The 8,824-nt window shown below is 62.1% G+C and carries 10 protein-coding genes and 1 other RNA gene; 5 read left to right on the forward strand and 6 right to left on the reverse strand.

Annotation, left to right across the window (positions count from 1 at the left end):
* The first annotated feature begins 181 nt into the window (after positions 1-181).
* Complete coding sequence (locus AC1RTB_RS16395) at positions 182-535, forward strand: hypothetical protein (RefSeq protein ID WP_492879766.1); 354 nt, start codon at positions 182-184, stop codon at positions 533-535.
* Positions 536-538: 3 nt separating this feature from the next.
* Here AC1RTB_RS16395 and msrB read toward each other — a convergent pair whose 3' ends face one another.
* Together msrB and AC1RTB_RS16405 are read right to left on the reverse strand one after the other, a co-directional pair.
* Complete coding sequence (gene msrB, locus AC1RTB_RS16400) at positions 539-943, reverse strand: peptide-methionine (R)-S-oxide reductase MsrB (protein WP_492879765.1); 405 nt, start codon at positions 941-943, stop codon at positions 539-541.
* 83 nt (positions 944-1,026) lie between these two features.
* A complete protein-coding gene (locus tag AC1RTB_RS16405) occupies positions 1,027-2,217 on the reverse strand; it encodes a vWA domain-containing protein (RefSeq protein ID WP_492879764.1) in 1,191 nt (396 codons plus the stop codon).
* A 191-nt stretch (positions 2,218-2,408) separates the two neighbouring features.
* On the opposite strand from AC1RTB_RS16405, the gene AC1RTB_RS16410 reads away from it, so the two are divergent.
* Positions 2,409-3,491, forward strand: a complete 1,083-nt coding sequence (locus AC1RTB_RS16410) for a glycoside hydrolase family 25 protein (protein WP_492879763.1) — start codon at positions 2,409-2,411, stop codon at positions 3,489-3,491.
* Positions 3,492-3,527: 36 nt separating this feature from the next.
* Here AC1RTB_RS16410 and AC1RTB_RS16415 read toward each other — a convergent pair whose 3' ends face one another.
* Both AC1RTB_RS16415 and AC1RTB_RS16420 read right to left on the reverse strand, forming a co-directional pair.
* Positions 3,528-3,974: a GNAT family N-acetyltransferase gene (locus AC1RTB_RS16415; RefSeq protein ID WP_492879762.1), complete on the reverse strand. Its 447-nt coding sequence runs from the start codon at positions 3,972-3,974 to the stop codon at positions 3,528-3,530.
* Positions 3,975-4,241: 267 nt separating this feature from the next.
* Positions 4,242-5,081 carry an AAA family ATPase gene (locus tag AC1RTB_RS16420; protein ID WP_492879761.1) on the reverse strand — a complete coding sequence of 280 codons (840 nt, stop codon included), beginning with the start codon at positions 5,079-5,081 and terminating at the stop codon, positions 4,242-4,244.
* 487 nt (positions 5,082-5,568) lie between these two features.
* Here AC1RTB_RS16420 and ssrS point away from each other — a divergent pair.
* A non-coding RNA gene (gene ssrS, locus AC1RTB_RS16425) (6S RNA) lies at positions 5,569-5,724 on the forward strand.
* 32 nt (positions 5,725-5,756) lie between these two features.
* Here ssrS and pip read toward each other — a convergent pair.
* Together pip and AC1RTB_RS16435 are read right to left on the reverse strand one after the other, a co-directional pair.
* A complete protein-coding gene (gene pip / locus AC1RTB_RS16430; protein ID WP_492879760.1) occupies positions 5,757-6,719 on the reverse strand; it encodes a prolyl aminopeptidase in 963 nt (320 codons plus the stop codon).
* 40 nt (positions 6,720-6,759) lie between these two features.
* Entirely contained in the window at positions 6,760-7,218 is a 459-nt protein-coding gene (locus AC1RTB_RS16435) for a GNAT family N-acetyltransferase (protein ID WP_492879759.1), read from the reverse strand.
* Positions 7,219-7,324: 106 nt separating this feature from the next.
* On the opposite strand from AC1RTB_RS16435, the gene AC1RTB_RS16440 reads away from it, so the two are divergent.
* The gene (locus AC1RTB_RS16440; RefSeq protein WP_492879758.1) at positions 7,325-7,909 is read left to right on the forward strand and encodes a 5-formyltetrahydrofolate cyclo-ligase; all 585 of its coding nucleotides are present in this window, start codon (positions 7,325-7,327) and stop codon (positions 7,907-7,909) included.
* 8 nt (positions 7,910-7,917) lie between these two features.
* Positions 7,918-8,742, forward strand: a complete 825-nt coding sequence (locus tag AC1RTB_RS16445) for a TIGR00282 family metallophosphoesterase (protein ID WP_109578178.1) — start codon at positions 7,918-7,920, stop codon at positions 8,740-8,742.
* The last annotated feature ends 82 nt before the right edge of the window (positions 8,743-8,824 follow it).

Here is an 8,824-nt window from a genome sequence, read left to right on the forward strand (position 1 = left end):
GGCCCCGGGTGCCTGGAGCATTGGCGATCAGGCTGAGAATTTGGTTTCGCTTCGCCGCGTCCGCAGCTGTTCACCATGATGGCGAACGATACTTTCGCCGCACTTGTAAACGCGGCAGATATGATGCCCTATTTGAGGGTTAGACTGTCGCAAGAGCGGCAATGGCACGGGGTCACAGGCGATGACAGAGACCGGGCGCTTCCATCCTTCCGACAACCCTTTGGCCGGGCCGAGCGGCCTGCCGGCTTTCTTCTCCAGGCGCTGGAACGGCGAGGTTCCGCTCGGGCAGCTGTTCTGGCGCGACATGGTCACGGTCGGCAGCCTGATCAATGTCATAAGCACCATCGTTGCGCTGGCCATCCTGGCCGCCAAGATGTCGGCCTTGATGGCGGTCGCCGTCCACCTGATCCCGCTGCCGTATAATCTGTTCCTCTATGGCAGTGTGCTACGCACGGCAGACATGGCAGGCACGCCCAATGCCGGCACGATAAAGCTCGGCGCCACTTTATGGATCATCCTCGCCAGCCTGCTTTGAAGCTCAGCTCGCCGGCTCGAAGTTCAGCGCCACGCCGTTGATGCAGTAGCGAAGGCCGCTCGGCGGCGGGCCATCGGGGAAGACATGGCCAAGATGGCTGCCGCAGCGCGCGCAATGGCATTCCGTGCGCACCATGCCGTAGCTGCGGTCGACGGTGTTTTCGACGGAGCCTTCGACAGGATCGTTGAAGCTCGGCCAACCGGTGCCGCTTTCGAACTTCAGCTTGGATTCAAACAAGGGCTGGTCGCAACCAGCGCAGGTAAAGGTGCCGGCACGCTTTTCGTAGAGCAGCGCGCAGCTTCCCGGCCGCTCGGTGCCGTGGTGGCGCATCACCTGATACTGCTCGGGCGAAAGCAACGCGCGCCATTCGGCGTCGGTGCGGGTGACGGGGTAGGTCTTGGTGTCCATGCTATGGTCTCCCACGATTTTTCTTCGCACAGATAGTTACGAGTGTTGCCTGATGACAGGGCATCACTTCGCGGTGAAGGGAATCAGTGTTTCCGCGACAGTTGTTTCGTTGCTGCTTCAAGCCCGGCCAGCGTCAGCGGGTACATGCGGCTGGAGAATATCTCACTGACCATCTTGATCGAGCTGGTGTAGCCCCAGTGCTTTTCCCGCGTCGGATTGAGCCAGACGGCGTTGGGCCATTGCTCTAGTACCCGGCGCAGCCACACTGCCCCCGGCTCGGGGTTCCAATGTTCGACCGAACCGCCGGCATAGGCGATCTCGTAAGGGCTCATCGAGGCGTCGCCGACAAAGATCACCTTGTAGTCGTGGCCGTATTTATGGAGCACGTCGAGCGTCGGGATCACCTCCTGATGGCGGCGGCGATTGTCCTTCCACACGCCCTCGTAGAGGCAATTGTGGAAGTAGAAATATTCGAGCTGCCGGAACTCGACACGCGCGGCCGAAAACAGCTCCTCCACGACCTTGATGTGGTCGTCCATCGAGCCGCCGACGTCGAAGAACATCAAAAGCTTGACCGCGTTGCGCCGCTCTGGCCGCGTCTTGACGTCGAGATAGCCATGGTCGGCGGTAGCGTGGATGGTGCCAGGCAGGTCGAGTTCTTCGTCCGCACCCTCGCGCACCCAGCGGCGCAGGCGCTTGAGCGCCACCTTGATGTTGCGGGTGCCGAGCTCGACGCTATCGTCGAAGTTCCTGAACTCGCGTTTGTCCCAGACTTTTACCGCACGGCGATGGCGGCTTTCAGCTTGCCCGATGCGCACGCCCTCAGGATTGTAGCCATAGGCGCCGAAGGGCGAGGTGCCGCCGGTGCCGATCCATTTCGAGCCACCCTGATGGCGGCCCTTCTGCTCTTCGAGCCGCTGCTTCAGCGTCTCCATCAGCTTTTCGAAACCGCCGAGTGCCTCGACAAGTTTTTTTTCTTCGTCGCTGAGCGTCTTTTCGGCGAGCCGGCGCAGCCATTCCTCGGGAATGTCGGCGACATTGACAGCACCCTCCCCGGCAATCGCCTCGACACCCTTGAAGTAGTGCGAAAAAACCTGGTCGAAGCGGTCGATATGGCGCTCGTCCTTCACCAGCGTCGCGCGGGCGAGATAATAAAAGCCCTCGACATCATAGGTGACGAGATCGGCATCAAGTGCTTCGAGCAGCGCCAGATATTCCCTGAGCGATACCGGGACCTTGGCCGCCTTGAGTTCGAGAAAAAACGGTATGAACATGTCGGGCACTTTGCTTCGGCGCGGCGCGACACGCAAGCCGGTGAAGCGGGCGGCGGGTCGCTTCGCTGCCACACTCAAAGGTAAAAATAAGATTCAGTCTTTTTTGGTAATTTCCCGTTAGCAATTCAAACCAGTGGAGTCCGGGGGCCGAGTCTTGCCGTCGGTCGGTCTTGTTTTGCGTACGGGTAACAATGCGTTTTTCAGCTGCGTCAGCGATCCTTCTCGCCAGCATGGCCTTGGCCGGCTGCACCTCAAGCTCCGGCTTGGGCGACCTCATGGCGCAGGCAGGGACATCGTCCGAGACGACGAGTTCGGTCACCCGGCCAGCGAGCCCGATTCCATCAGCCGATGTGGCACCTGTCGCAGCGCAACGTGCCGTGCCTCAACAGGCCATGGCTGCGCCAAAACCGATGACGTTGGTCGCGCCGCCGGTAGAGGTGGCGATGGCAATGCCGACGCCGATGCCTCAGGCACCGATGGCACCGGCACTCGAACTTGAAGACATGCCTGTGCCGGCGACCAAGCCGAACGCGCTGGTTGCCCCATCACGGCCGATGCGGGCAACGCCTTTCGCGCCGGGCCAGATTTATGGCCGCCGTTTCCGCGACGCCAAGCCGATCAATTTCGGCAAGGCCTCGCCCAAGAACCTGGCCGTGCACGGCGTCGACGTCTCGCGCTGGCAGGGCGACATCGACTGGGCCAAGCTGCGCACGCAAGGCGCCAACTTCGCCTACATCAAGGCGACAGATGGCGGCGACCATCTCGACCCGATGTTCAAGAAGAACTGGCGTGCCGCCGAAGCCGCCGGCCTCAAACGCGGCGCCTATCACTTCTTCTACTGGTGCCGCACCGCCGGCGAGCAGGCCGACTGGTTCATCCGCAACGTGCCCAAGGTGGCAGGCGCGCTGCCGCCGGTGATCGACGTCGAGTATAATGGCGAGTCGAGCTGCAAACGCCGCCTGTCGCGCGCAAAGACGCTGGAGAAGATGCAGGTCTTCATGGACAAGCTCGAGCGCCACTACGGCCAGCGTCCGATCATCTACACCGCGCCCGATTTCTACGCCGACAATCTCGAAGGCGAATTCCTCAGCCACCCGTTCTGGCTGCGCGCCGTCGCCCAGCATCCCTCGAAGGTTTATCCGGGCCGCAAATGGGTGTTCTGGCAATATTCGGGTTCGGGCCTGTCGCACGGCGTCGACGGCAAGATCGACCTCAACGTGTTCCGCGGCAGCGAGGCTGCCTGGCACGAATGGGTGGCGAACACCGCAGGCTGAGGCACGGCGCGCGACGCGCCATGCCTCACTTGTAACTTACAGCAGGTCGTATTCGACGAATCCGGTGAGCCGCGCGACGCGGTCATAGAGCTTGCGCGCCGTGGCGTTGGTCTCGTGCGTCATCCAGTAGACGTTGCTGACGCCGATCTTGGCCGCTTCCTGCTTGACCGCCGCAATCAACGCCGCCCCGACGCCCTTGCCGCGCGCGGCGGGGTCGGCGAACAGATCCTGCAGGTAGCAGTTGTTGACCTCGGCCCAGCATGAGCGGTGGTAGAGGTAATGCGTCAGGCCGACAGCCTTGCCATCGGCAATGGCGATGAAGCCCTTGGGCTCGAACTCGCCATCGGCAAACAGACGCTTCCAGGTGATCTCGTAGATCTTGTCCGGCAGCACGGTGTTGTAGAAGTCGAGATAGGCCGTCCACAGCCGCCGCCACTCGGCATGATCGGCAAGCTGCAACGGGCGAATCGTGATGTCGGTCATCAGGCGTCTGCTTTCCATAATCGCGTTGGTTGGCTGGAGCCTGCCCGAGCGGCGATGCGTCGCCAACGGTCCAGAGCGCGGAAAGCGTTGTCCGGGCGGCGGCGCCCTTACCCCCACCCCTAACCCCTCCCCACAAGGGGGAGGGGGATCTTCATCATCGCTGCTGCCAAATCCTTTGAAGGCCGGATCCAGCCTATGCCGAAAAGTCCCCCTCCCCCTTGTGGGGAGGGGCTAGGGGTGGGGGTCCCCTTCAACGAGGATATTCGATCACCCCTGCCGTCTCGCCATGAACGCCAGCCGCTCGAACAGATGAACGTCCTGCTCGTTCTTGAGCAGCGCGCCATGCAGCTTGGGCAGCGCGTTCTTGGGGTCGGCGCGCAGGTCTTCGGGCGCCACATCATCGGCGACGAGCAGGCGGATCCAGTCGAGCGCCTCGGAGGTTGAAGGTTTCTTCTTGAGGCCCGGCACCTCGCGGATCTCGTAGAACTGCGTCAGGGCCGCGCGCACCAGGCTCTGCTTGATGCCGGGATAATGAACCTCGACGATCTTGTGCAGCGTGTCGACGTCGGGGAAGCGGATGTAGTGAAAGAAGCAGCGGCGCAGGAAGGCGTCGGGCAGTTCTTTCTCATTGTTGGAGGTGATGATGACGATGGGACGCACCTCGGCGCGGATCGTCTCGCCGGTCTCGTAGACGAAAAACTCCATGCGATCGAGTTCCTGCAACAGGTCGTTGGGGAACTCGATGTCGGCCTTGTCGATCTCGTCGATCAGCAGCACGACCTTCTTGCCGGCGGCAAAGGCGTCCCACAGCTTGCCGCGCTTGATGTAGTTCTTGATGTCGTTGAAGCGGCCGTCGCCAAGCTGGCTGTCGCGCAGGCGCGACACCGCGTCATATTCGTAGAGGCCCTGCTGCGCCTTGGTGGTGGATTTGACGTTCCATTCGATCATCTCGAGGCCGAGGCCGGCGGCAACCTGTCGGGCCAGCTCGGTCTTGCCGGTGCCCGGCTCGCCCTTGACCAGAAGCGGGCGTTCGAGCGCGATCGAAGCGTTGACCGCGACCATCAGATCCTTGTCGGCGACATAGGCCGACGTTCCTTCAAAACGCATGCGAAACTCCAAATACTGTCGGTGGGGACACTAGGGAGGTGCGGGCGATGGGGCAAGCGCAACGTCCCTTCTCCCCTTGGCGTGGAGAAACAGGCGCGTCTATCCACGCGGAGTGCTGACAGGTAGCGACAGTCGCGATCCTTCAGTGTCGCGGTCCTTCGCACCCCCCTCTGGCCTGCCGGCCATCTCCCCCACAAGGAGGGAGATCATGCTTTCATCGGCGCCTCAGCCAATCGCCAACGTCACAACGTTTATCCCTGCGAACCTGCAGGATGAGCGCCACCATCGACGCGACTGATCTCCCCCCTTGTGGGGGAGATGGCCGGCAGGCCAGAGGGGGGGGGCGAAGGAATGCGACGTAGAAAATGGACGAGGCCACCAGGAAACAAAAAAGCAAAACCCGTGTTCACGCTTCAGCCGTAAATATCGTTGCGCAGATCGCAGCATTGCCATGGCGCATCGCATCCGGAGCGCCTATATTGGCTGTGACGATCTGCGCTTCTCGGCAGGAGAGCATTTTCCCCGGGGCCTTAACGATCCTTAGGGAGCTGTCACTGGGAAGACCCGTGGGTCTTTTCACACGGCGCCCACCTACTTTGTAGGTCTCCGGGATCGACTTCTCCACCGGTTGTGTGGATCGTCACTTTCCCAACATCGAATGCCCGGCCCTGGGCGTCACCGACGCCTGGTAAAGCCGTCGATGGCAGCGACGATGGCTTCGCTCATGCCCGGGTCGCGTGTGTCGTGCCCGGCTTCGGATACCAGAACGAGTTCGCTGCCAGGCCAGTTTCGGTGCAGGTTCCATGGCGTGACCAGCGGGCTGCCAAGGTCGAGCCGGCCGTGGATGAGCACGGCGGAGATATGCCCGAGACGGCTTGCATCGCGCATCAACACGCCGTCTTCCAGCCAGGCACGGTTGCGCCAGTAATGGGTGACAAGACGGGCGAAGCCGAGCCGGAACTCCGGCTGCTGGTAGCGTGGATGCGGCTTGTGATCGCCGCGAATGGCAACGATCGCCATTTCCCAGTCGCACCAGTCCTGAGCTGCCTTGTGATGGATATCTGGGTCCGGATCCATCAGCAGGCGATGATAGCCATCGGCGAGATCGCCATCCCGATGTTCCACGGGCGCCGCGTCACGAAACCGCTCGAAGGCTTCCGGGAAAAACGCGCCGACGCCACGCGTGATCCAGTCGATCTCGCCCGCCGTTGTCGTGGCGATGGCATTGAGCACCATTTCGGTGACTCGTTCCGCATGAAGCCGGGCGTAGGCCAAGGCCAGCGTCGACCCCCACGAGCCGCCCAGCACCAGCCAGCGCTCGATGCCGAGATGGCGTCGCAAGCGTTCGATATCGGCAATCAGATGCTGGGTCGTGTTGGTGGACAGATCGATGCCGGGGGTGCTTGCATGAGGCACGCTGCGCCCAGCACCACGCTGGTCGAACAAAACGATACGATACACCTCGGGATCGAAATAGCGCCGCGCTCCAATAGAGCAGCCAGAACCAGGTCCGCCATGCAGGACTATTGCGGGCTTGCCTTCAGGCGCACCACAACACTCCCAGTAGAGGCGGTGGCCGTCACCGACATCGAGCGTGCCATGTTCATAAGGTTCGATCGCGGGATAGAGGTCAGCCATGGCGCGCAATTATCCGACAACGATTTCGGCTTTGTGACAGCTAGAGGGTGACGACCTGTCGTCGCATGGTCAATGCCGTGCCGAAGCGGGTTTGCTCTTCGCCGACCAGCTCGAACGCGCAGGAGGCGTAAAAACCCAGCGCTTCGGGATTGGCGATCACCCGTAAATGTCGGGCGCCCATGGCGGTGGCGACACGTTCAGCGTGAGCGACAAGCAAACGGCCGACGCCCTGCTTCCAATGCTCGGGCTCGACGAACAGCCCATCGAGTTCGGCATCGCCATCGGCTCGCGGCAGCACGACGCAAAAGCCCAGCACCGCGCCTTGCAATTCGGCGACATGGACGTACCCGGCTTCGATCTGCTCAAGCGGCAGGTCGATCGCATCGGGATCGGCCAAAAGCTGTTTGCGGTATTCGTCGGAGACAAGTGAAGATCGGCGCTGCAAATCTTCCAGCAGCGCACGTTCGCCGTTGCGGGCCAGGCGGATGATCGTTTCCAAATGAACGGGCATGTTCAAATTCCTGCGGCGAGCGCTTTGTCGAAGTCGCTATCGAAACACACGTGCGATCTGGCCTTTTCTAGCCTGACGCTTTTATAAAGGCGCCATGACGATGCAATCGCTGAAAAAACAACTGCGCAAGGAAGCACTGGCCCGGCGCGATGCGCTCGACCAGTTCTGGCGCATCGAGGCCTCGCTGGAGATGGCCGAGACCGCGCGCGACACCGTTCCGATCGAGCCGGGCACCATCGTTTCCGGTTTCTGGCCGATGCGCTCGGAGGTCGACGTCAGGCCGATGATGTTTGCGCTGCGCGAGCATGGCGCCAGGCTTTGCCTGCCGGCGATCCTCGACAAGCACACCATCGAGTTCCGCGAACTGGTGCGTGGCGCGCCCATGGTCGACATGGGTTTTGGCACCGTCGGGCCGCATGAGGAGGCCGAGGTTCTGGACCCCGACATCATGCTGGTGCCGCTTGCCGCCTTCGACGCGCGCGGCCACCGTATCGGCTATGGCGCGGGCTACTATGACCGCGCGATTGCCAAGCTCAACGATGCCGGCAAGCACCCCAGGCTGATCGGCATCGCCTTCGATTGCCAGGAGGTCGAGCGCGTGCCCGAAGAAAACCACGACGTCATCATCCCCGAAATACTGACCGAAAGCGGGTTGCGCAGCTTCGCCCCTGAATTGTAGATGATTTCATGAGACTTCTTTTTCTAGGCGACATGGTGGGCAAGGCCGGACGCACTGCGGTGTGGAACCAGCTGCCTGGCCTGATTTCGGATTTCCGGCTCGATTTTGTCATCGTCAACGGCGAAAACGCCGCCGGCGGCTTTGGCATCACCGAAGAGATTTTTCGCGAGACGCTGAATGCCGGCGCCGACGTGGTGACCACCGGCAATCACGTCTGGGACCAGCGCGAGGCATTGGCCTTTGCGCCGCGCGAGGAGCGTTTCCTGCGGCCCGCGAATTTTCCCAAGGGCACGCCGGGTAGAGGCTCGGGGCTGTTCATCGCCAGGAACGGCGCGCGCGTCCTGGTATCCAACATCATGGGCCGGGTGTTCATGCATCCCGAGCTCGACGATCCGTTCCAGGCCGGCGAGCGCGAACTTTCCGCCTGCCCGCTCGGCGAACAGGCCGATGCGGTGGTGATCGACTTCCACGCCGAGGCGACGAGCGAGAAGATGTGCTTTGCGCATTTCGTCGACGGCCGCGCCAGCCTCGTTGTCGGCACGCACACCCACCAGCCGACCGCCGACCACCAGATCCTCAATGGCGGCACGGCCTACCTGACCGATGCCGGCATGTGCGGCGACTATGATTCTTCCCTTGGCATGGACAAGGAGGAGCCACTCAACCGGTTCCTCTCCAAGGTGCCGAAGGGCCGCTTCGAGGCGGCCAACGGGCCAGCGACGATCTGCGGTGTCGGCGTCGACATCTCCGACCGCACGGGTCTTGCCGAGCGGATCGCGCCATTGCGTCGCGGCCCCCGGCTCGAAGAAACCGTACCTTCCTTCTGGTCCTGACATTGACGAGGGGCCGGTGGACACCTACTTGCCCGCAACACGTCAGCAAATGTTAGAGCGGCCTCGCGGCCGCTCGTTTGTT

It is taken from the genome of Aminobacter sp. GW821-FHT11F06, assembly GCF_058808215.1.